At 65.3% G+C, this 20,878-nt stretch carries 15 protein-coding genes; 12 read left to right on the top strand and 3 right to left on the bottom strand.

The genetic code is table 11. The features are described from left to right. Window positions 1-11 precede the first annotated feature (11 nt). A complete protein-coding gene (locus NCS58_RS20060) occupies window positions 12-755 on the top strand; it encodes an SDR family oxidoreductase (protein WP_250477486.1) in 744 nt (247 codons plus the stop codon). A gap of 5 nt (window positions 756-760) precedes the next feature. Here the strand turns inward: NCS58_RS20060 and NCS58_RS20055 are convergent, their stop codons facing one another. Next, the gene (locus NCS58_RS20055) at window positions 761-2,335 is read right to left on the bottom strand and encodes a 3'-5' exonuclease family protein (protein WP_061117921.1); all 1,575 of its coding nucleotides are present in this window, start codon (window positions 2,333-2,335) and stop codon (window positions 761-763) included. 140 nt (window positions 2,336-2,475) lie between these two features. Between NCS58_RS20055 and NCS58_RS20050 the strand changes: the two genes are divergently transcribed. The 4 genes from NCS58_RS20050 (at window position 2,476) to NCS58_RS20035 (ending at window position 6,592) form a co-directional block, all read left to right on the top strand. Next, a complete protein-coding gene (locus NCS58_RS20050; RefSeq protein ID WP_061118126.1) occupies window positions 2,476-3,882 on the top strand; it encodes a circularly permuted type 2 ATP-grasp protein in 1,407 nt (468 codons plus the stop codon). 22 nt (window positions 3,883-3,904) lie between these two features. After that, a complete protein-coding gene (locus tag NCS58_RS20045; protein WP_061117922.1) occupies window positions 3,905-4,858 on the top strand; it encodes an alpha-E domain-containing protein in 954 nt (317 codons plus the stop codon). Window positions 4,859-4,861: 3 nt separating this feature from the next. Next, entirely contained in the window at window positions 4,862-5,659 is a 798-nt protein-coding gene (locus NCS58_RS20040; protein ID WP_061117923.1) for a transglutaminase family protein, read from the top strand. Window positions 5,660-5,728: 69 nt separating this feature from the next. Next, window positions 5,729-6,592: a proteasome-type protease gene (locus tag NCS58_RS20035; protein ID WP_086960970.1), complete on the top strand. Its 864-nt coding sequence runs from the start codon at window positions 5,729-5,731 to the stop codon at window positions 6,590-6,592. Window positions 6,593-6,701: 109 nt separating this feature from the next. Here NCS58_RS20035 and NCS58_RS20030 read toward each other — a convergent pair whose 3' ends face one another. Further along, entirely contained in the window at window positions 6,702-7,856 is a 1,155-nt protein-coding gene (locus NCS58_RS20030; RefSeq protein ID WP_061117925.1) for a porin, read from the bottom strand. A 321-nt stretch (window positions 7,857-8,177) separates the two neighbouring features. Beyond that, a complete protein-coding gene (locus NCS58_RS20025; RefSeq protein ID WP_061117926.1) occupies window positions 8,178-9,521 on the bottom strand; it encodes a YhjD/YihY/BrkB family envelope integrity protein in 1,344 nt (447 codons plus the stop codon). A gap of 224 nt (window positions 9,522-9,745) precedes the next feature. On the opposite strand from NCS58_RS20025, the gene fdnG reads away from it, so the two are divergent. The 7 genes from fdnG to NCS58_RS19990 all read left to right on the top strand — a co-directional run bounded on the left by fdnG (window position 9,746) and on the right by NCS58_RS19990 (window position 20,863). Then, window positions 9,746-12,814 carry a formate dehydrogenase-N subunit alpha gene (gene fdnG, locus NCS58_RS20020; protein WP_143756321.1) on the top strand — a complete coding sequence of 1,023 codons (3,069 nt, stop codon included), beginning with the start codon at window positions 9,746-9,748 and terminating at the stop codon, window positions 12,812-12,814. Window positions 12,815-12,824: 10 nt separating this feature from the next. Beyond that, window positions 12,825-13,769: a formate dehydrogenase subunit beta gene (gene fdxH, locus NCS58_RS20015; RefSeq protein ID WP_061117929.1), complete on the top strand. Its 945-nt coding sequence runs from the start codon at window positions 12,825-12,827 to the stop codon at window positions 13,767-13,769. Continuing rightward, window positions 13,756-14,406, top strand: coding sequence for a formate dehydrogenase subunit gamma (locus NCS58_RS20010; protein WP_061117930.1), 651 nt, complete (start codon window positions 13,756-13,758; stop codon window positions 14,404-14,406). Before fdxH ends, NCS58_RS20010 begins: the two co-directional genes overlap by 14 nt. A gap of 104 nt (window positions 14,407-14,510) precedes the next feature. Beyond that, window positions 14,511-15,485, top strand: coding sequence for a formate dehydrogenase accessory protein FdhE (fdhE, locus tag NCS58_RS20005; protein WP_061117931.1), 975 nt, complete (start codon window positions 14,511-14,513; stop codon window positions 15,483-15,485). Further along, window positions 15,482-16,918: an L-seryl-tRNA(Sec) selenium transferase gene (selA, locus tag NCS58_RS20000; RefSeq protein WP_061117932.1), complete on the top strand. Its 1,437-nt coding sequence runs from the start codon at window positions 15,482-15,484 to the stop codon at window positions 16,916-16,918. The genes fdhE and selA overlap by 4 nt, the downstream gene beginning before the upstream one ends. Continuing rightward, on the top strand, window positions 16,915-18,822 hold the full coding sequence (gene selB / locus NCS58_RS19995) for a selenocysteine-specific translation elongation factor (protein ID WP_061117933.1): 1,908 nt from the start codon (window positions 16,915-16,917) through the stop codon (window positions 18,820-18,822). The genes selA and selB overlap by 4 nt, the downstream gene beginning before the upstream one ends. 37 nt (window positions 18,823-18,859) lie before the next feature. Then, the gene (locus NCS58_RS19990; protein WP_061117934.1) at window positions 18,860-20,863 is read left to right on the top strand and encodes a bifunctional DedA family/phosphatase PAP2 family protein; all 2,004 of its coding nucleotides are present in this window, start codon (window positions 18,860-18,862) and stop codon (window positions 20,861-20,863) included. Window positions 20,864-20,878 lie beyond the last annotated feature (15 nt).

Below are 20,878 nucleotides of genomic sequence, written 5' to 3'. Positions count from 1 at the left end.
GGGAGCACATCATGAATCAGATCGATTCGAAGCGCGTTGCCATCGTCACGGGTGCGTCGCGCGGCATCGGCGCGCAGATCGCACGGCGTCTCGCACGCGACGGCTTCGCGGTTGCGGTGAACTATGCGGCGAGCGCGAAGGAAGCGGATGCGCTCGTTGCCGAATTGCGCGAAGCAGGCAGCGCATCGATCGCGGTGAAGGCGGATGTTGCCAGACCCGACGACGTGCGCCGTATGTTCGAGACCGTCGAAGCGGAACTCGGCCCGGTCGACGCGCTGATCAACAACGCCGGCGTGCTGACGACCACGCCACTCGCCGACACGAGCGACGCGCTCTACGACAAGACCTTCGGCATCAACGTGCGCGGCACGTTCAACACGCTTCGCGAAGCGGCGGCGCGCATGAACGGCGGCGGGCGTATCGTCAATTTTTCGAGCACGACGCTCGCGCTCAACATGCCGGGCTATGCGATCTACAACGCGACGAAGGCCGCGGTCGAATCGTTCACGCATGTGTTCGCGAAGGAATTGCGCGGGCGCGGCATCACGGTGAACGCGGTCGCGCCGGGGCCGGTGGCGACGTCGCTCTTCCTCGACGGCAAGACCGACGAACAGATCGCCACGTTCTCGAAGATGGCGCCGCTGGAAAGACTCGGTCAGCCGGACGATATCGCGTCGGTCGTCGCGTTTCTCGTCGGGCCGGATGCCGGTTGGGTCAACGGGCAAGTGCTGCGCGCGAACGGCGGCATCGCCTGAAACGTCTAGAACGTCAGGGCGAACTGATCGGCGGCGATGGCGCGCGGCTTCATCGCGCGTTTCGTCTGCTGTGTGGCGACGACTGCACGCGCCGGCGCATCTTGAACGACGAGATGAAACGCCGGCCGCGCATCGCAGGCGATCCACGTGAGTTGTCCGGTTGCAAGACGCTTCGCGATCAGGCTGTACACGTCGGCATCGAAAGGGCGCATTTCCACTGCATCGGCGAGCAGCGGGGCGATGTCGGCGCGCGTCGCGCATGTGCCGACATAACACCATCGATCGATCACGTGCCACGCCTCGCGGCCCGTTTGTTCGTCGCGCTCGGCGACGGCGATCGGCCCTTCATGCGGCCATTTCACGAGGCGTGCGTGCTCGATTGCGGCGAGCGCGCGCGCCGCGTGATCCGCAAGTGCTTCGATTCCCGCACACGATCCGAGGCAGCGTTTCACCTGATAGCCGAAGCAGCCGCGACCGCGCGACAGCGGCGCTTTTTCGAGTCCGAGCGTCGCGTGACAGAGCGTGTGCTCGTCGGCGATATGGCGCATGAATGCAAGTGCCTTCGCCCGCGATGCGAACACGCCGAAGAGATGGTCCTCGCGCGACAGATCGCGCCGGTTCGCCTTCAGGAGCGTCGGCGCGCTCGCGCCCGGCAGCCATTGCCACGCGCACGTGCCCGAGGCGCCCTTGAGCAAGCGGTTGTGCGTCGGCTTCAATGCCTTCACGAGCTTCGCTTCGAGCAGCAGCGCGCCGAGCTCTCCGACCGTCTCCCGGCATTCGATGCGCCTGATGGCCTGTGAAATCGACAAGTCTTTCTGAAGCCTGTGATCGCCCGAAAAATGGGCTGCGACGCGCTGTTTCAGGTTGATGCTCTTGCCGACATAGAGCGGGACGTCGTCGTCGCCGTGAAAGAGGTAGACGCCGGGCGTCGATGGCAGCGCGTCGAGCGCGCCTTCGGGCAGCGCGGCGGGCAAGCTCGCGCGACGGACCAGCGTCTTGATGGCGGCATCGACGAGATCCTGCGGATAGAGCGCGTGAATCTTCTGCCAGAACTGCCACAGGAGATCGGCATCGGCGAGCGCGCGATGGCGTCCTTCCGGCGCGAGATTCAACCGCGCGATGAGCGCATCGAGACCATGCCGCTCGACCGATGGAAACAGCGCGCGCGACAGTCTCACCGTGCACAGCGTATCCGCGCGAAACGCGATGCCCGCGCGCCGGAATTCGTTCTTGAGAAAGCCGTAGTCGAAGCGCGCGTTGTGCGCGACGAAGAGCTTGCCGTGAAGGCGCTCGGCGAGCGCGGGCGCGAGCGATTCGAAGCTCGGCTGGCCGCGCAGCATTGAATCCTCGATGCCGGTCAGGCGCGAGATGAACGGCGGCACCGGCACGCCCGGATCGACCAGCACGCTCCAGCGCTCGATGCCGGCCGTGCTCGCTTCGACAACGCCGATTTCGGTGATGCGATCCTCGTTTGCGTTCGAGCCCGTGGTTTCCAGATCGACGAACACGATCGGGCGCGCGAGTCGCGCGAGCAGGGCGTCGGCGAGGGAATCGGGTTCGTCTTCGAGCGCGTCGGACATGGATGAAACGTTGAGCATGAGTCGGGAGTCTAGCGCAAACGAGTCCGCAGCATCGCGGCGCGCGAAAAAAGCTGCACGCGCCCGGTGCTTTCGTTCGATACTTCGAAAAAGCCGCTGAAAAAACCGCGAAGGACGCAATGATGCAGATCTACGATGAAATGCGTCAGGACGACTCCGTGCGCCGTCACTACGCACGGTTTTCGCGCTGGCTCGCGATGCAGAGCCCTGAGACGATCGCGCGCAAGCGCGCGGAGGCGGACGTGCTGTTCCGGCGCGTCGGCATCACGTTCGCGGTGAACGGCGATCTGTCCGGCACCGAGCGGCTCATTCCCTTCGACATGATTCCGCGCATTATTCCCGGCGACGAATGGCGCGTGCTCGAAGCCGGCTTGCGGCAGCGCGTGCAGGCGCTCAATTTCTTTCTGCACGACATCTATCACAACGGCGATATCGTGCTCGCCGGGCGCATTCCCGCAGAGCAGGTCTATACGAACGCGCAATACCGGCCGGAGATGCAGGGCGTGGACGTGCCGCTCGACGTCTACGCGCATATCGCGGGCGTCGATGTCGTGCGCGCCGGCGCGGCGGGCGAGTTCTACGTGCTCGAAGACAATCTGCGCGTGCCCTCGGGTGTGTCGTACATGCTCGAAAACCGCAAGATGATGATGCGGCTCTTTCCCGAGCTCTTCGTGCAGAATCGCGTCGCGCCGGTCGCGCATTACCCCGACTTGCTGCTCGAGACGCTGCGTTCTATCGCGCCCGAAGGCGTCGACGATCCAACCGTCGTCGTGCTGACGCCCGGCATGTACAACTCGGCCTATTTCGAGCACACGTTCCTCGCGCAGCAAATGGGCGTGGAACTGGTCGAAGGCAAGGATCTCTTCGTTGACGACAACTACGTCTTCATGCGCACGACGCACGGGCCGCGCCGCGTCGACGTGATCTATCGCCGCGTGGACGACGACTTTCTCGATCCGCTCGCCTTCCGCGCGGATTCGGCGCTCGGGATTCCGGGCTTGCTGACGTCGTATCGCGCGGGCCGCGTGACGCTCGCGAACGCGATGGGCACCGGCATCGCCGACGACAAATCGATCTATCCGTTCGTGCCCGACATGATCGAGTTCTATCTCGGCGAGAAACCGATTCTCAACAACGTGCCGACGTATCAATGCCGCAAGGCGGACGATCTCGCCTATACGCTCGCGCATCTGCCGGAGCTCGTCGTCAAGGAAGTGCACGGCGCGGGCGGCTACGGCATGCTCGTCGGGCCGGCATCGACGAACGATGAGATCGAAGCGTTCCGCGCGCTGCTTCTCGCGCGCCCCGAAGGCTATATCGCCCAGCCGACGCTCGCGCTCTCCGCATGTCCGACGTTCGTGGACGCGGGCATTGCGCCGCGTCATATCGACTTGCGGCCGTTCGTGCTTTCCGGCCGCGAGGTGTCGATGTGCGCAGGCGGCCTCACGCGCGTCGCGCTGCGGGAAGGCTCGCTCGTCGTCAATTCGTCGCAAGGCGGCGGGACGAAGGACACGTGGATGGTCGATTGACTAACTCACTGCACATCACCACATGCTGAGCCGCACTGCCGATCACCTGTTCTGGATGGCGCGCTACATGGAACGCGCGGAGAACACCGCGCGCATGCTCGACATCGACATGGAAGGCGCGCTCCTGCCGCAAACGCCCGAGCAGGCGGCGCGCGGGCAACGCTCGGTGCTGAAGATTTCCGAGCTGGAGGAGATGTTCGACGAGCGTCATCCGGGATCGCGCTCGCGCGAGGACATGCTGCATTTCATGGTCGCCGATGCGCGCAATCCGTCGAGCATCCTGTCCTGCCTGCAGGCGACGCGCGAGAACGCGCGCGCGGTGCGTGGCACGCTCACGACGGAAGGCTGGGAAACGATCAACTTCACCTGGCTCGAATTCAATCAGCGGCTCGCGAACATGGAGCTCGAAACGGGCCCGGATGCCCTGTTCGAATGGGTCAAGTACCGCTCCAATCTGTGCCGCGGCGTGATGCAGGGCACCGCGCTGCGCGACGACGCGTTCTTCTTCATGCAGCTCGGCACCTATCTCGAGCGCGCGGACAACACCGCGCGGATTCTCGACGTGCGCTTCGCCGATGCGACGCCCAACTCGCGCGAGGCGGCGCGCCAGCTCGAAGACTTCTATTACTGGACGTCGATTCTCAGTTCCGTGTCGGCGCTCGAGATCTATCGCAAGGTGTATCGCGATGTCGTGACGCCGACGCGCGTCGTCGAACTTCTGATTCTCAACGAGCAGATGCCGCGCTCGCTGCTCGCATCGCTCGACGGCGTCTGCGAGACGCTCGCGAAGCTGCGCACGGATGCGTCGAAGGAATGCGAGCGCTTCGCGGGCAAGCTGCGCGCGGACGTGCTGTACTCCGACATCCGGCTGATTCTGGAGACGGGCGTGCACGCGTGGCTCACGCAGTTTCTGAAGCGCGTCGATGAACTCGGCCTGCGCGTGATGCACACCTTCCTCATGTTGCCCATTGCGTGAATCATGCTGCTGACCATACGCCACGACATCCGCTACCGCTACGCCACGCCGGTCACGTATTCGATCCAGCAGTTTCGTGTGACGCCGGCAAGCGGCGCGTCGCAGCTCGTGCGGCACTGGCGTGTCGCAGCGCCGGGCAAGCTCGATGCGGCGCGCGATGCGTATGGCAACGCGTTGCACACGCTCGTGCTGACGAAGCCGCACGGTGAGATCCATGTGAGCGTGGCGGGCGAAGTCGTGACGCAAGCGTTGCCCGATGGCCGCCTGTTCGACGAAGCCGGACCGATTCCGCTCGAGCATTTCACCTGCGCGACGCCGCTGACGATGCCCGATGCCGCGATCCGCGCGCTCGCGCATCGCGTGCCGTCGCTCGATACGCCGGCGTCGCTCATCGCGCTGGCGGAGCGCATCGGCGAGAGCGTGCAGTATCGCAACGAGCCGGCGTATGCCGCGGGCACGGCCGCGCAGGCGCTCGCGAGCGGCTTCGGCGATGCCCGCGATTTCGCGCATCTGCTGCTCGCGTGCTGCCGGGCGCGAGGCGTGCCCGCCCGCTGCGTGAGCGGCTATTTCGACGCGGGCGCGACCGAGGCCGTGGCCGCGCACGCATGGACCGATGTCTGGGCGGAGCACGGCTGGGTCTCGGTGGACGCGACGCAGGCCGCATTCGCGGGCGAGCGTCATTGCCGTCTCGCGGTGGCCCGGGACTACGAGGCCGCGGCGCCGGTGCGCGGCTCGCGCGTGGGCGGCAAGGAGGAGACGCTCTCGGTGCACATCGGGATCGATGCGCACCGGGATCAGTGAACGGGCGGATGCGACGCGCGGTCGCGCTCAGTACAATGAGGGTTTGCTCGTTTTTCAGGATCGATCGACATGACTTATTGCGTGGGCATGTGCGTGGACGAGGGACTCGTGTTCCTGTCCGACACGCGCACCAACGCCGGCGTGGACCACGTAAGCGCCGCGCGCAAGATGGTTGTTTTCGAACAGCCGGGAGAGCGCGTGATCGTCCTGCTCGCGGCCGGCAATCTTGCGCTGACACAGGCGGTGACGCATCTGCTCGCGGAGCCGTCCGATCCCGCCGCGCCTACGCTCTACAGCGTCCCGACGATGGCGGAAGCGGCGCGCATCGTCGGCGATGCGGTGCGGGAGGTGCATCGGCGCGATGCGCTGTCGCTCGCGGAATTCAGCGTCGACTTCAATTGCAGCTTCATTCTCGGCGGACAGATTTGCGGCCAGCCGCCGCGTCTTTTCATGATTTATGCGGCGGGCAATTTCATCGAATCGACGCGCGTGTCGCCGTATTTTCAGATCGGCGAATCGAAGTACGGCAAGCCGATCATCGACCGCGTCATCACGCCCACATCGCCGCTCGACGAAGCCGCGAAATGCGCGCTCATTTCGATGGATTCGACATTGCGCTCGAATCTTTCGGTCGGTCTGCCGCTCGACCTGCTGGTCTATGAAAAGGACTCGCTGCGCGTCACGCGCTTCGCCACGCTCGACAACAACAGCGCCTACTACCAGATGATCAACAAGACGTGGGGCGAGCGTCTGAGGCAGCTCTTCGGCGAGATTCCGAACCCTTCCTGGACCGAACTCGACAACGTGCCGCTGCGCCCGCGCGAAACGCGCAGCACGGTGCCGCGGCTCGTCATCGGGGACCTGCCTTGCCCGGGCGCGCCCGCGCAGACGCTCGCGGAAGACGTCGAAAAGGGCAACGCGCCGCAACTCTGACGTCACATTCGCGAGCACATAAAAAAACAGCCATCGGAAAACCGATGGCTGTTCGAGGGTACTGCGATCCTCCGACGCGGCACTTGCGTGCCGCGCCAGTCGGTTGTTCTTAGAACTTGTGGCGCAGACCGATGAGCACCAGTTCCTGGTGGTTGCGGCCGCTGGCAAAACCGAAGTCGCTGATCGAAGCTTGCGCGTCTTGCGTCGTGCCGTCAGCGTTGCGCTGCGTGCCGCTCGCGTGCTGATAGGCGCCGACAGCGTACACGTCGGTGCGCTTCGACAGCGAGTAGTCGGCACCCAGGCTGACCTGGTGGTAGTTCGCCGAGGTGTCGCCGCTGGCGTGCGTGTACGTGTAGCCCAGGCCGAGCAGCGTAGCCGGCGTCAGCTGGAAGTTCACGTAGCCGTTGGCCACGTTGAACTTCTCTTGTTCCGTGAACGCCGAGTTGCCGTCGTTCTTGTACTGCGCGAAGCTGTACGAAGCACCGACCGTGAACGCACCGAACACGTACTGGCCAGCACCGCGCGCGATTCCGACCGCGTGGGCCGTATCGTAGCCGGCGTTGATCACCGTGTTGAACAGCGAATCCGACGACGGGCTGTTCCAGCCGGTCGCGCGGTTTGCGCTCGGGTTGTTCACGTACAGGTAGCTGGCCGCGATCGAGAACGGACCGTTGCCGTACGTCGCTGCGCCGCCCCAGGTCTGGCCCTGGCCGGTCGTGCCAGCCAGATTGCTGAAGCCGTAGATGCCTTCGAACTGGAAGCCACCGAACACCGGCGACACGTACTTGACGGCGTTGCTCACGCGCAGGCTGTTGTCGTAGTTGTCGACGTCGCCCGGCGTAGCGAACGCTGCGCCCCAGTAGTTGTCGCCCGTGAGGCCCTGAACCATGTCGACGGACGGATCATACTGACGACCCAACGTGACCGTACCCCACTGGTTGCCGCTCAAACCGACGAACGCTTGACGGCCGAACAGGCGACCGCCCTGGTTCGACTGGCCCGTGCCCGGATCGAAGCCGCTTTCCAACTGGAAGATCGCCTTCAGGCCGCCGCCGAGGTCTTCCTGACCCTTCAAGCCCCAACGCGGGCCGGACAGCGTGCCGTTGACCATGCCGAAGAGATGGTCGCCATCAGTGTTGGCATGGCTCACATACGCGAGACCGGTATCGATCACGCCATAGAGGGTGACGCTGCTTTGTGCTTGTGCCGCGCCTGCTGCGCCGAGAAGCGCCAGCGAGAGGGACGTCAGTGCGATTCGTTTCATCGAATTCTCCACGCGAATGATTAATCGTTGTTGCCGGCGCAGAGAATAACGCAACGTTTCGTAACTTAAGAAACGAAAAAATATTGACTGTCTCGAAAAACACACAGTCTGGTCGGATGCCCGCCTGTAAAGGGTCTGCGGGGATCTCAAAGCGAATTTCGGGAGACAGGCGGGCCTCGGAAAAGTTCCGCGCCGAATCGCACGTTCGAATCTGTGATTTTTAGCGTCGATATTCGATTACGCGCGTTTCAAATAACAAAGCGCTTTTTCGACACGCGATTTTTCGGATTCGATGGACAGCGGTGCTGCGCCGTCAGAGGATCAGTTTCGAACGTCTGCGTCGTCCGCCGGCGCAGCGTCGCGCCGCGACAACAGCGCGAGCGCCATGCCCGCGCCGGCTGCAACGAGCACCGCGCGCCACGGATGCCGCCGCACCGCCGCGTTGGCATGCGACGCCTTGCGGCCCGCCCCGACCATCGCGTGTGCGGTGACGCGCGTGGCGGTCGATTCCGCCCGCGCGAGCTTGCGCGACAACTCCAGCGCCCGCGTCACGGCGGATACCTTCTTGCGCGCCTGTCCCGTCAGTTGCTGCGCGTGCTGGGCGCGCGCACCGATCGCGCGACGCGCGCCTGCTGTGACCGGCGCGTCCGCGCGAGCGCTCGCTGGCGTAACCGGCGCAACCGTCGACGCGCTGGCGGTCACCGGCCCCGCGGTGCGCGTCGAGGCGGCGAGCATCGAGCCGATCTTCGCGCGGCTTCCGGGCGGCACGCGGCCGTTGTTCTGTTGTCCCCACGCGCCGCGCGGATCGTGCAGACGCGCGCGCGCCGCCGAAAACTCCGCGCCGAGCAAGAGCACGGCGGCGGAGAAGTACAGCCACATCAGGAGCACCGCGAGCGATCCGGCCGCGCCGAACGCGCTCGCCGTACCCGCGTGCGTGAGATACAGCGCGAAGAGTTTCTTGCCCGCCGAAAACAGCAGCGCGGCGACGAGCCCGCCCACGAGCGCATCACGCCACTCCACCGGCGCGTCGGGCAAAAACTTCAGCAACGCGCCGAACGCGACCGTGAGAATCGCGAGGCCGACGGCGAGCTGCACGACATCGCCGATGATCACGAACGGCGAATTCGCCCACAGCCACATGCCGACGGCCTGAATCGCGGTGTCGAGCACGAGCGAGACGATCAGCAGGAACGCGACGCCGAGCACGAGCCCGAACGATACGAGCCGCACGCGCACCATCGCAATGACGCTGGAGCGCTGCTCGCCGCTCATCGGCCAGACGATGTTGAGCGCCGTATTAAGCGATGAAAACGTCGCCGACGCGCCGACCGCCAGCAGCACGAACGAAATGATCGCGGCGATGCCCGTTCCGCCGCTGCGATGCGCATTCTCGACGATGCTCTGCACGCCGGCGGCCGCCTGATCGCCGAGGAGTCCGTTCACCTGATGAAAGAGCTGCCCGCGCGCGGCTTCGGGCCCGAACACCCAGCCGGCGACGGCGATGACCATGACGAGCGTCGGCGCGAGCGAGAACGCCGAGTAGAAAGCGATGCTCGCGGCCATCGCGGCGCAGCGGTTTTCCGAGAACTGCTTGAGCGCGCCGAGGACCCAGGAAGCGTCTTTTTTCACGGCCGCTTCGATCTTCTGCGTGGAGACGGAACTCATGACGACCTCTCGAATCGGTGATGGAGCGCGGATGCCCGGCGATGTCCATCCCGTCGAGCACGTTCCATTCCAGCGCATGCCGACGCAGGCGCGTGACTTGCTGAAGGAGCGCGGTTTGCGCGGCAAATGGGCGCATTGGTGCAAACACCGTGTCAACCTGTCTGCGCGATGTAATCGTGCACCATATACTTGTGAAACCACTTTACGACGCGCCGAGGGCAATCATGCTCCAGATGTCACGGCGACAGTTCCTGAAGGTCTCCGCGAGCACGCTGGCCGGTTCGAGCCTGGTGGCAATGGGCTTTTCTCCGGCACCCGCGCTCGCCGAAGTCCGGCAATACAAACTGTCGCGCACCACGGAAACGCGCAATACCTGCCCGTACTGTTCAGTCGGGTGCGGCATTCTTATGTACGGCCTGGGCGACAACGCCAAGAACGCCAAGCCGAGCATCATCCATATCGAAGGCGATCCGGATCATCCCGTCAATCGCGGCACGCTCTGCCCGAAAGGCGCCTCGCTCATCGACTTCATTCATAGCCCGAGCCGGCTGCTGTATCCCGAGCATCGCGCGCCCGGGTCGAACGAGTGGAAGCGCATCTCGTGGGACGAGGCGCTCGACCGCATCGCCGTGCTTCTCAAGGAAGATCGCGACGCGAATTTCGTCGAGACGACGCCCGACGGCAAGAAGGTCAACCGGTGGCTGACTTCGGGCTTTCTCGCGGCGTCGGCGGCGAGCAACGAGGTCGGCTATCTGACGCACAAGACCGTGCGCAGTTGGGGGATGCTCGCATTCGATAATCAGGCGCGTGTCTGACATGGCCCGACGGTGGCAGGTCTTGCCCCGACGTTTGGCCGTGGAGCGATGACGAACCATTGGGTCGACATCAAGAACACGGACCTGATTCTCGTGATGGGCGGCAATGCGGCCGAGGCGCACCCGTGCGGCTTCAAGTGGGTGACCGAGGCAAAGGCGCATCGTCGTGCGCGGCTCATCGTGGTGGATCCGCGCTTCACGCGCACGGCATCGGTCGCGGATTTCTACGCGCCGATTCGCACCGGCACGGACATCGCGTTCCTGGGCGGCGTCATCAACTATCTGCTCACGAACGACAAGATCCAGCACGAGTACGTGAAGAACTACACGGACATGTCGTTCATCGTGCGCGAGGACTTCGCGTTCAAGGACGGCGTGTTCTCGGGCTACGACGCCGAACATCGCAAGTACGACAAGTCGAGCTGGGACTACGAGCGCGGCGAGGACGGTTACGTCAAGACCGATCCGACGTTGCAGCATCCGCGCTGCGTCTACAACCTGCTCAAGCAGCACTACGCCGCCTACACGCCGGAGATGGTGACGAAAGTCTGCGGCACTCCGACCGACAAGTTCCTCAAGGTCTGCGAGATGCTCGCGACGACCGCCGCGCCCAATCGCGCGGGCACGATCCTCTATGCGCTCGGCTGGACGCATCACTCGGTCGGCGCGCAGATGATCCGAACGGGCGCGATGGTGCAGCTTCTGCTCGGCAATATCGGCATTGCGGGCGGCGGCATGAATGCGCTGCGCGGGCATTCGAACATTCAGGGCCTGACGGACCTCGGCCTGATGTCGAACCTGCTGCCCGGCTACATGACCTTGCCGATGGAAGGCGAACAGGAGTACGAGGAGTACATCAAGAAACGCGCGGCGCAGCCACTGCGGCCGAACCAGTTGAGCTACTGGAAGAACTACCGCGCGTTCCACGTGAGCTTCATGAAGTCGTGGTGGGGCGACAACGCGACGGCCGACAACAACTTCGGGTTCGACTACCTGCCGAAGCTCGACAAGTCCTACGACATGCTGCAGGTCTTCGAACTGATGGCCGCGGGCAAGATGAACGGCTATATCTGCCAGGGCTTCAATCCGCTCGCGGCCGCGCCGAACAAGGCGAAGATCGGCCTTGGCCTGTCGAAGCTGAAGTGGCTCGTCATCATGGATCCGCTCGCGACGGAAACGTCGGAGTTCTGGAAGAACCACGGTGAATTCAACGATGTCGATGCATCGAAGATCCAGACAGAAGTTTTCCGTCTGCCGACAAGCTGCTTCGCGGAAGAGCGCGGCTCGCTCGTGAGCTCGTCGCGCGTGCTGCAATGGCACTGGCAGGGCACGACGCCGCCGGGCGAGGCGAGGAGCGATCTCGAGATCATGTCGGGTCTGTGGCTGCGCATGCGAAAGGCCTATCAGGAAAAGGGCGGCAAGTATCCCGACCCGATCCTGAAGATGACCTGGCCGTATGCGGACCCGGAGAGCCCGACGCCCGAAGAGATCGCGATGGAGTTCAACGGCCGCGCGCTTGCCGACGTCACCGATCCCGCCGATCAGACGAAAGTGCTCGCAAAACGCGGCGAGCAGCTCGCGAGCTTTGCGCAACTGCGCGACGACGGCTCGACCGCGAGCGGCTGCTGGATCTTCTGCGGCTCATGGACGCAGGCGGGCAACCAGATGGGCCGGCGCGACAACTCCGACCCGACCGGCATCGGCCAGACGCTCGGCTGGGCGTGGGCGTGGCCGGCGAACCGGCGCGTGCTGTACAACCGCGCATCGTGCGATGTGAACGGCAAGCCGTTCGATCCGTCGAGAAAGCTCGTCGCGTGGAACGGGCGCGCATGGACGGGCTCGGACATCCCCGACTTCAAGGTCGACGAGCCGCCGGACAAGGGCATGAGCCCCTTCATCATGAATCCGGAAGGCGTCGCGCGTTTCTTCGCGCGCGACGGCATGAACGAAGGGCCGTTCCCCGCGCATTACGAGCCGTTCGAGACGCCGCTCGGCTACAACCCGTTCTTCCCGGACAACAAGGCGGTGACGAGCAATCCGGCCGCGCGCGTATTCGCGGACGATCGCGCCGCGTTCGGCACGGCAGACAAGTTCCCGAACACGGCGACCACGTACCGGCTCACCGAGCACTTCCACTACTGGACCAAGCACGCGCGCCTGAACGCGATCGTGCAGCCGCAGCAGTTCGTGGAGATCGGCGAGGAGCATGCAAAGGAAGTGGGCGTCGTCGCGGGGGATCGCGTGAAGGTGTCGAGCAATCGCGGGCATATCGTCGCGGTGGCGCTCGTTACGAAACGCATCAAGCCACTGACCGTGGAGGGCAAGAAAGTGCACACCGTGGGCCTGCCGCTGCACTGGGGCTTCAAGGGCCTCACGCAGCCGGGCTATCTCGTCAACACACTCACGCCTTCGGTAGGCGACGGGAACTCGCAGACGCCCGAGTTCAAGTCGTTTCTCGTGAAGGTCGAGAAGGCATAAGGGGGACGAGATGGCTCTGCAATCGCTCGATATCAAACGTCTCTCGGCGACGACCACGCCGCAGACGCAGGTGCGCGAGCCGGTCACGGGGACGGTGGCGAAGCTCATCGACGTGTCGAAGTGCATCGGCTGCAAGGCGTGTCAGACGGCGTGCATGGAGTGGAACGATCTGCGCGACGACATCGGTCACACGACCGGCATCTACGACAACCCGCGCGACCTCACGGAGCATTCGTGGACCGTGATGCGCTTCACCGAATACGAGAATCCGAAGGGCGACCTCGAGTGGCTGATCCGCAAGGACGGCTGCATGCATTGCGAGGATCCAGGGTGTCTGAAGGCGTGTCCGTCGCCGGGCGCGATCGTGCAGTACACGAACGGCATCGTGGATTTTCACGAGGAGAACTGCATCGGTTGCGGCTATTGCATCACCGGATGTCCCTTCAACATTCCGCGGCTCTCCAAGGAAGATCATCGCGTGTACAAATGCACGCTCTGCTCGGACCGCGTCGCGGTCGGGCAGGAGCCCGCGTGCGTAAAGACGTGCCCGACCGGCGCGATCATGTTCGGCACCAAGGCGGACATGCAGGTGCAGGCGGCCGATCGCGTGGAGGACCTGAAAGAGCGGGGCTTTGCGAATGCCGGTTTGTACGATCCGCCGGGCGTGGGCGGCACGCACGTCATGTACGTGCTGCACCACGCGGATCAGCCGGAGTTGTATCACGGCCTTGCGAAGGATCCGCACATCAGCCCGCTCGTGTCGATCTGGAAGGGCGTGACCAAGCCGCTCGCGATGGCGGGCATCGCGCTCGCGGCGCTCGCGGGGTTCTTCCATTACACGCGCATCGGCCCGAACGAAGTCAGCGAGGAAGACGAAGTGGAAGCGCACCGCGAGGCGGAAGAGGTGCGGCGTCGCCGGGAAGGCGGACAGGAGCGTGAAGATGAAACACGATAGCGAACTGCGTGACGTGAAGGGCCATCGTCTGATCGTGCGCTACACGCCGAACGAACGCACCAATCACTGGATCACCGCGATCACCTTCGTGCTGCTCGCGCTTTCCGGGCTCGCAATGTTCCATCCGTCGATGTCATGGCTCTACGCGATTTTCGGCGGCGGGCAGTGGACGCGCATTCTGCATCCGTTCGTCGGCTGCGTGATGTTCATCTCGTTTCTGATCCTCGCGCTGCGCTTCTGGCATCACAATTATCTGGACCGCAACGATGTCCAGTGGATGAAGCAGATGAACGACGTGCTCACCAATCGCGAGGATCGCTTGCCGGAGATCGGCAAGTACAACGCGGGGCAGAAGCTGCTGTTCTTCGTGATGGTCGCGAGTCTCGTGCTGCTGCTCTTGAGCGGGATCGTGATATGGCGCGCGTACTTTGCGTTTTATTTCCCGATCACGGTCATTCGCATCGCGTCGGTGGTGCATGCGGCGACGGCGTTCGTGCTGATCGTGTCGATCATCGTTCATATCTACGCCGCGCTGTGGGTGAAGGGATCGATCGGCGCGATGACGCGCGGCACGGTCACGTATGGATGGGCGCGCAAGCATCATCCGCGCTGGTTCAGGGAGATTATCGGGAAGTAAAGGGCTGTCGCGACGGCGGGCCAGTGTGCGCGGGGCGCGGTCCATTTCTTGTCCAATTAGCTGATATCCTTGATCGACCGCTCATCCCCGCGAGGAAACCTTCCGTGGTTCAACGCATAGTCGAAGCCGCGAGAATCGAATCGCTCGATCCCTCGGCGATTCCGCGCTTGCGCATGCCGGAGCGCGCCACGATATTCGCCGCGCGCGCCGCGCGCCTTGTGCAACTCGCCGACGCGAGCAATCCCATCGCCGGTTATCTGCGCCTGATGGCCGCGCTCGCCGATGCCCAGCAGCGCGTGCTCGCCGGATTCAACGCGCCGATGCCCTCGCGCGCATCGATCGAACTGAACCAGCGTCATTCGATGCCCATCGTCCCCGCGCTCACGGACGCACGCGATCCCGCGTGGCGAGACGTGCTCTTCATGCTGCTCGACGGCATCGAGGCCGCGGGCGCGCTGACGCCCGCGCTCACGCAACTCGTCGGCCGCCTGCGCGCGACGGACGCCGCCGCGCTCGACAGCCAGGCCGATGCCGTCCTCGCGCTGCGCTTCGCCGAGATCGATCCGGCCGCGGCGCCGTTCATCGCGGCCGCGCTGCAAGTCGTGTGGACCGATCTCGCGAGCCGCATCGACACGAAGGACGTGCCCTATCTCGACACGCCCGGGGTATGCCCGGTCTGCGGTTCGGTGCCGGTGGCGAGCATCGTGCGTGTGGGCGGCGCGTATGACGGCTATCGCTACGCGCAATGCGGCCTCTGCGCGACGGAGCTTCACGTGGTCCGCGCCAAGTGCACGAACTGCGATTCGACCAAAGGCATCGCCTATCACGTGATGGGCACCGGCGACGAACCCGAAAGCGAGAAGTCCGCGCGGGCGAAGAGCGCGCCGCTCAAGGCGGAGTCGTGCGATGAATGCGGCACGTACCGCAAGATCGGCTATCAGGACAAGGCCTATGATTTCGAGCCCTACGCCGACGATCTCGCGAGCCTCACCCTAGACCTGTTGATGGGCGAGGCCGGCTATCGGCGCGCGGCGCCCCATCCGTGGCTGTGGCCCGAACATTCGGAAGACGATCGATGAGCGACGTCAAAGGCGGCGAGGGCGGCGAACTGCGCGCGTTGATGGCCCGCGTGCCATCGGTGGAGCGCGTGCTGGCATCGGCAGAATTCGAGGCGGTGATCGCCGGATACGGGCGCACGCAGACGCTCGCCGTGTTGCGCGAGACGCTCGACGCATGGCGCGCCGATGCGCAGGCAGGCCGCGCATCCGTCGACGCCTTGAGCGATGCGCAACTCGCGCGCACCGTCGATGCGAGGCTCGCAAAGCGCGCGCGCAGCAGCGTGCGCAGCGTCTTCAATCTCACGGGCACGGTGCTGCATACCAACCTCGGCCGCGCGCTCCTGCCCGACGAAGCGGTGCGCGCGGTGGCCGAGATGCTCACGCGGCCCGCCAACCTCGAATTCGATCTGGACACGGGCGCGCGCGGCGATCGCGACGATCTCATCAACGGCCTGATCTGCGAACTGACGGGCGCGCAAGCCGCGACTGTCGTGAACAACAACGCGGCGGCCGTATTGCTCACGCTGTCCGCGCTCGCATCGCGAAAGGAAGTGATCGTGTCGCGCGGCGAGCTCGTCGAGATCGGCGGCGCGTTTCGCATTCCCGACATCATGAGCCGCGCGGGCGCGAAGCTGCGCGAAGTCGGCACGACGAATCGCACGCATCTGAAAGACTACGACGAAGCGATCAACGCGAAGACCGCGCTCCTGATGAAGGTGCATTGCAGCAACTACGCGGTGAGCGGCTTCACGAAGGAAGTGACCCTCGCGGAACTCGCGCCGCTCGCGAAGGCGCGCGGGCTGCCCGTCGCGATGGATCTCGGCAGCGGCACGCTCGTCGATCTCGCGCAGTGGGGCTTGCCGCGCGAAGCGACGGTGCGCGAGACCGTCGCGGCAGGCGCGGATCTCGTCACCTTCAGCGGCGACAAGCTGCTGGGCGGGCCGCAGGCGGGGCTGATCGTCGGGCGGCGCGACCTGATCGCGAAGATCAAGAAACATCCGCTGAAGCGCGCATTGCGCGTCGGCAAGCTGACGCTCGCCGCGCTCGAAGCGGTGTTGCGCCTGTATCGCGCGCCCGAAACGCTCGCCGAACGTCTCACGACATTGCGCCTTCTCACACGTCCCGCCGATGTCATGCGCCTCGCGGCCGAGCGCATCGAGCCTGCGCTGCAAGGCTTCGTCGGCGACGAATTCACGGTTGGCGCCGAACCGATGTTCAGCCAGATCGGCAGCGGCGCGTTGCCTGTCGATGTCCTGCCGAGCTACGGGCTCGGCGTGCGGCTCGCGAGCGGCAAGCGGCCGGGCGGTGCGCTCAACCGCGTCGAGAAGCGGCTGCGCGACTTGCCGCGGCCGGTGCTCGGGCGCATCGCGGACGGCGCATTGCGGCTCGATCTGCGCTGTCTCGAAGAGGCCGACGAAGCCGCGTTCGTCGCCCAACTGGAAGCACGCGAATGATCGTCGGCACGGCGGGGCATATCGATCACGGCAAGACGACGCTCGTGCGGGCGCTGTCGGGCGTGGACACCGATCGCCTGAAGGAAGAGAAAGCGCGCGGCATCTCGATCGAACTGGGTTACGCATATGTGCCGTTGAACGACGGCGGCGTGCTCGGCTTCATCGACGTGCCCGGACACGAGAAGCTCGTGCATACGATGGCGGCGGGCGCGTGCGGCATCGACTTCGCCTTGCTCGTGATCGCCGCCGACGATGGCGTGATGCCGCAAACGCGCGAGCATCTCGCGATACTCGAGCTGCTCGGCGTGACGCGGGGCGCGGTCGCGGTGACCAAGTGCGATCGCGCGGAGGCATCGCGCGTGCGCGACGTGCACGCGCAAATCGAAGCGCTGCTCGCGGACGGCCCGTTGCGCGCTGCGCCCTTGTTCGACACCGATGCGACGAAGGCCGACGACGAAGGCGTCGCCGCACTGAGCGCTTATCTTCGCGATGCCGCCGCGCACTGGCGCACGCGCCGCGACGACGGCTTTTTCCGGCTCGCGGTCGATCGCGTGTTCACGTTGACAGGGCAGGGCACGATCGCGACGGGCACGGTCTTCGCGGGCCGCGTGAACATCGGCGACACGATGGCGCTCGCGCCGCGGGAAGCGTCCGGTGCACCTGTGCGCGTGCGCAGCATTCACGCGCAGAATCGCGCGGCGCAGACGGGGCGGGCGGGCGAGCGCTGCGCGCTCAATCTCGCGGGCATCGACAAGGATGCGCTCGCGCGCGGCGACTGGATCGTCGATACGCGGCTCGCGCGTGCGTCCGAGCGGCTCGATGTCGAGCTGACCTTGCTCGATGACGCGCAGCTCACGCTCACGCATTGGGCGCCCTTGCATGTGCATCTGGGCACGACGCATCGCGTCGCGCATGTCGCGCTGCTCGAAGCCGACACGCTTGCATCGGGGCACACCGCGCGCGTGCAGCTCGTCTTCGATCAGCCCGTTTGCGCGCTGCCCGGCGACCGCTTCATCGTGCGCAATGCGCAGGCGAACCGGACGGTGGGCGGCGGACGCGTGCTCGATCCGTTCGCGCCCGCGCGCAAGCGCCGCACGCCGCAACGCCGCGCGTGGCTCGATGCGCTCGTCGCGATGCTCGACACGGGCCGCGTCGATGCGCTCTTCGAGCAGGCGCCGTATGGCTTGCCGCGTTCGCTGATCGAGCACCTCCGCGGACGATCGATGACGCCGGAAGGCCTGCGCGCCGTTTCCACGCATGACGACACGCTTTATATTGCATCGCGTCATTGGGACGCCATGAAGACGCGCCTTCTCGACGCGCTCGCCGCATTCCACGAACGCTTCTCCGACGAACAGGGCCCCGACGCCGCGCGCCTGCGCCGCATGGCCGCGCCGCTTGCGCCTGATGCGCTGTGGCGCGCGCTCGTCGACGATGCCGTGGCGAGCGCAACGATTGCGAGGAGCGGGCCGTGGCTGCATCTGCCGGCGCATGCGGTGACGCTCGACGAAAGGGAAGAAGCACTGGCGCGCGCGGTGCTGGCATCGCTCGAAGAGGGGCGTTTCGAACCGCCCTGGGTGCGCGATCTCGCCCGCGCGCACGGCATCGGCGAGGACGAGATGCGCAGGCTCCTCAAAAAACTCGCACGCCGCGGCGACGTGTATCAGGTCGTGCGCGATCTGTTCTACTGCCGCGCGTCGATCGGCGCACTGGCGCAACTCGTCGCGCAGCAGGCCGAGGCGCAGGGCGGCGCGCTCGGCGCGGCCGCCTTCCGCGACGCGAGTGCGCTCGGCCGAAAACGCGCGATACAGATTTTGGAGTTCTTCGACCGCGTTGGGTACACTCGATTCCACCGCGATCTTCACCTGTTGCGCAGCGATAGCCGCTGGCACGAGTCCGTCTGACGATTGCGCACCGCTGCGCTTTCGCCTGTCGATCACGATGGAGCATTCCTACTTCAAGCTGTTGCACCTCTTGTCGGGCCACCCCGAGTGGGCGCTCGCCGTGGTGCTGCTCGCGTCGTTTCTCGAATCGGTCGCGTTCATCGGCACCTTCGTGCCGGGCAGCACCGCGATGTTCATCGCCGGTGCGCTCGTCGGCGCAGGCGCGCTGAATCTCGGCTGGGTATTCGTCTGCGCGATCGCGGGCGCCATCGCAGGGGACGCCGCGAGCTTCTGGTTCGGCCAGCGCTATGCGGACAAGATCGCGCAGATGTGGCCGTTTCGCGCGCATCCGGGCGCGCTCGCCGCGGGCAGGAAGTATTTCGATGCCCACGGCGCGAAGAGCGTCGTGCTCGCGCGCTTCGTCGCGCCGATGCGCGCCGTCGTGCCCGTCGTCGCGGGCGTGGCGGGGATGACGCCTGCGCGTTTTCTCGCCGTCAACATCCTGAGTGCGCTCGTCTGGGCGCCGACGCATATCCTGCCGGGCGTCGTATTCGGCGCGTCGATCGAGCTGGCGGGCGCGGTGTCGATCAGGCTCGTCGTGATCCTGATCATCGTCACCGCGCTTGGATGGATCGTGTTCAATCTCTCGCGCCTCATCGTGTCGCACGCGATGCGCTGGACCATCGCGTCCCGCGAGAAACTGCTCGCATGGGCGCAAACGGGCCGCGGCCTGCCGGCACGGCTCGTGTCGCGCGCGCTCGATCCGGGCAATCCGGCGACCGGCCTCATCGTGACGATCTCGGTGCTGCTGCTCGCCTCCGCCTTTGTCTTTTTCTCCGTGCTGGCGAATGTCGCGCGCGGCGCATCGATCGTGCAGGTGGATGTGTCGATCTATCGGCTGCTGCAATCGTTCCGCTCCACCTGGACCGATTCGATTCTCGATGGCGCGGCGACGCTCGGCAGCACACCCACGCTGCTCGCGCTCGGCGCGATGGTCATCGTGTGGATGAGCTTCGAGCGGCGCTGGCGCACGGTCACGTACTGGGTCGTGGCCGTGGCGTTTTCGCAGTTGCTGGTCGCGGCGATCCGCTTCACCGCGCACGAGCCGATCCTCGTTTCCTTCACGCCGGCGGAGCACCGCTTTCCGAGCAGCCATGTGGCGGCAACCGTCGTCATCTATGGCTTTCTCGCGTTTCTCCTGCTGCGGCGCGTGGGCTTGCTGACGGGCGTGTTCATCGCGACGGCGACCTCCGCGATCGTCACGGCGGTCGGCGTAGCGGGGCTGTATTTCGGCCGCTTCACCATCTCCGATGCGCTGGGCAGCACGGCGCTCGCGGCCGTGTGGGTCTTTCTGATCGCGCTCACGGCCGTATGGCGCAATCCCGCCAAACCGAAACCGCGGCCCTTGATGCCGATTGCCGTGCTGGCCGTGATCTGCGCGAGCGTCGCCCTGCAACTGAGCGATGACACGGAAGCGCACAGCGCGGCGCCTGCGACCATCGTCGTCACGCCGATCCAATGGACCGATACCGTGTGGCGCACGTTTTCGTGCTATCGAGCGAGCATGGAGGGCGATCGTCGCGAGCCGATCACCGTCCAATGGGCCGCGACGCCCGAGCAGATTCGCGCACAGCTGATATCGCGCGGCTGGACGGAGGTGTCGCATGTAAGCTTGAAGAGCGTGATGTCGGTCATGTTGCCGAATGCGCCCGCGATCGATCTGCCCGCGCTGCCGCGCCTGAACAACGGCGAGCCGTCGAAGCTCGTGTTCGCGCGCTCGCCTCGCGGCGCCGACGAGCGCGACGTACTGCGCTTCTGGCCGACGCATTATGCGGTGCGCGAGGGCGAGGGCACGCCGCCTGCGCCAATCTGGCTCGGATCGGTCGTGCACGAACGCTTGCGGCGTCCGTCGTGGCCGTTCAACGTGCTGAGGCCGGACCGGCGCGTCGATCCGATGGCGTTCGATCACGGCGAGGGTTCGCCCTGGCGCGGCATCGAAATTGCGAGCAGCGCCGGATGTGGAGACGTTCCGGTGATGCTCGTCGAGTCCGGGTCCGAATGAAGTTTCGGTTGGTGC

This window comes from Caballeronia sp. INML3B, assembly GCF_023631305.1.
GTDB classification, from domain to species: domain Bacteria; phylum Pseudomonadota; class Gammaproteobacteria; order Burkholderiales; family Burkholderiaceae; genus Caballeronia; species Caballeronia turbans.
The sequence above is the reverse complement of the archived record's forward strand: the minus strand, read 5'-3'. Positions and strand labels throughout refer to the sequence as shown.

Bases quoted from the DNA above. Each gene is read 5' to 3' on its own strand.
- NCS58_RS20060 (WP_250477486.1), top strand. From the start codon at position 12: ATGAATCAGATCGATTCGAAGCGCGTTGCCATCGTCACGGGTGCGTCG.
- NCS58_RS20055 (WP_061117921.1), bottom strand. From the start codon at position 2,335: ATGTCCGACGCGCTCGAAGACGAACCCGATTCCCTCGCCGACGCCCTG.
- NCS58_RS20050 (WP_061118126.1), top strand. From the start codon at position 2,476: ATGCAGATCTACGATGAAATGCGTCAGGACGACTCCGTGCGCCGTCAC.
- NCS58_RS20045 (WP_061117922.1), top strand. From the start codon at position 3,905: ATGCTGAGCCGCACTGCCGATCACCTGTTCTGGATGGCGCGCTACATG.
- NCS58_RS20040 (WP_061117923.1), top strand. From the start codon at position 4,862: ATGCTGCTGACCATACGCCACGACATCCGCTACCGCTACGCCACGCCG.
- NCS58_RS20035 (WP_086960970.1), top strand. From the start codon at position 5,729: ATGACTTATTGCGTGGGCATGTGCGTGGACGAGGGACTCGTGTTCCTG.
- NCS58_RS20030 (WP_061117925.1), bottom strand. From the start codon at position 7,856: ATGAAACGAATCGCACTGACGTCCCTCTCGCTGGCGCTTCTCGGCGCA.
- NCS58_RS20025 (WP_061117926.1), bottom strand. From the start codon at position 9,521: ATGAGTTCCGTCTCCACGCAGAAGATCGAAGCGGCCGTGAAAAAAGAC.
- fdxH (WP_061117929.1), top strand. From the start codon at position 12,825: ATGGCTCTGCAATCGCTCGATATCAAACGTCTCTCGGCGACGACCACG.
- NCS58_RS20010 (WP_061117930.1), top strand. From the start codon at position 13,756: ATGAAACACGATAGCGAACTGCGTGACGTGAAGGGCCATCGTCTGATC.
- selA (WP_061117932.1), top strand. From the start codon at position 15,482: ATGAGCGACGTCAAAGGCGGCGAGGGCGGCGAACTGCGCGCGTTGATG.
- selB (WP_061117933.1), top strand. From the start codon at position 16,915: ATGATCGTCGGCACGGCGGGGCATATCGATCACGGCAAGACGACGCTC.
- NCS58_RS19990 (WP_061117934.1), top strand. From the start codon at position 18,860: ATGGAGCATTCCTACTTCAAGCTGTTGCACCTCTTGTCGGGCCACCCC.